Here is an 861-nt window from a genome sequence, read left to right as displayed (position 1 = left end):
CGGTGGTGATGCTGAGGGCCACGGAGGACTGGGCTTTCCGGCGTTACCTGGACATGGGCCCGCTTTGGGCCGCGGAAGAGAAACCCACAAAAATCGCGACTTGACCATGCATGTGGGATCCCCTCAGCGGATGAGGAACGGCAAGTAAACAGGGATCTGATCATTTACAAACTGCTGGTAGGTCTGCACCTGCCGGTTGATGACGGCCCAGCACAGTACCCCATGTGGGAAAGATAGGCGATGGGGATGTTGCGCTCTAGGCAACTCTGGATCAGTTGGGTTGTGACTTGGGCATGGCCAAAGATCAAAATCTGATCCATCAAAATCTGATCCAAGTGGGGCAATTGAGCCTGTTGAAGAACAGCTCCAGCCCGTTTGACAACCAGGCGTTCCTGGTCGAGGCTGAGGTAGCAATCCTGTTGGGACACATAGAGTGTTCTACCCATGAGGCCACTCCCAGAAGCCTAAAATTGAAGCTGAGGTGGGAACAAAACGGGGTCTTCTTCAAGTTAAAAGTCAGGCCCAAAAATGCTGTAAGGGAAGATGCGAATGGCGAAAAAGCAGAGCAGGGTTTCTGGTGTGGGATCCGTTCGTGACGGTGCGCTCCTGATGAAAGATCTGCAAACCCTGAGACACTACGGCATCCTTGGGGATCTGGTGTATCGGTGGGGCTACTATCTCGGCTCTAGCACCATGACCGAAGTGGAGTCCAACGCCGCCCTCAGCGAGGGGATCCCAAAGCCCAAGAGGTCTTTCAGGCCCAAAAGCCGCGGTTCGGTTGACGCAGACGAGCATGACTCTAGTCAATAATAAGCTCAACTATACTGAAAATAATGTATAATATGTTCAGTACGGATTACT

Annotated in this window: 2 protein-coding genes; one reads left to right on the top strand and one right to left on the bottom strand. The window is 52.6% G+C overall.

The genetic code is table 11. The features are described from left to right. Positions 1 to 164: 164 nt before the first annotated feature. Positions 165 to 446, bottom strand: coding sequence for a CRISPR-associated endonuclease Cas1 (locus NW837_RS14945; protein ID WP_414332385.1), 282 nt, complete (start codon positions 444 to 446; stop codon positions 165 to 167). Between the two features lie 103 nt (positions 447 to 549). Here NW837_RS14945 and NW837_RS14940 point away from each other — a divergent pair, with 103 nt between their 5' ends. Continuing rightward, on the top strand, positions 550 to 810 hold the full coding sequence (locus NW837_RS14940) for a hypothetical protein (RefSeq protein ID WP_414332383.1): 261 nt from the start codon (positions 550 to 552) through the stop codon (positions 808 to 810). The last annotated feature ends 51 nt before the right edge of the window (positions 811 to 861 follow it).

This window comes from Synechococcus sp. R6-10 (assembly GCF_047461815.1).
Classification (GTDB): domain Bacteria; phylum Cyanobacteriota; class Cyanobacteriia; order Thermostichales; family Thermostichaceae; genus Thermostichus.
The sequence above is the reverse complement of the archived record's forward strand: the minus strand, read 5'-3'. Positions and strand labels throughout refer to the sequence as shown.

Excerpts from the sequence above, each read along its gene's own strand:
- NW837_RS14945 (WP_414332385.1), bottom strand. The coding sequence starts at position 446 with ATGGGTAGAACACTCTATGTGTCCCAACAGGATTGCTACCTCAGCCTC.
- NW837_RS14940 (WP_414332383.1), top strand. The coding sequence starts at position 550 with ATGGCGAAAAAGCAGAGCAGGGTTTCTGGTGTGGGATCCGTTCGTGAC.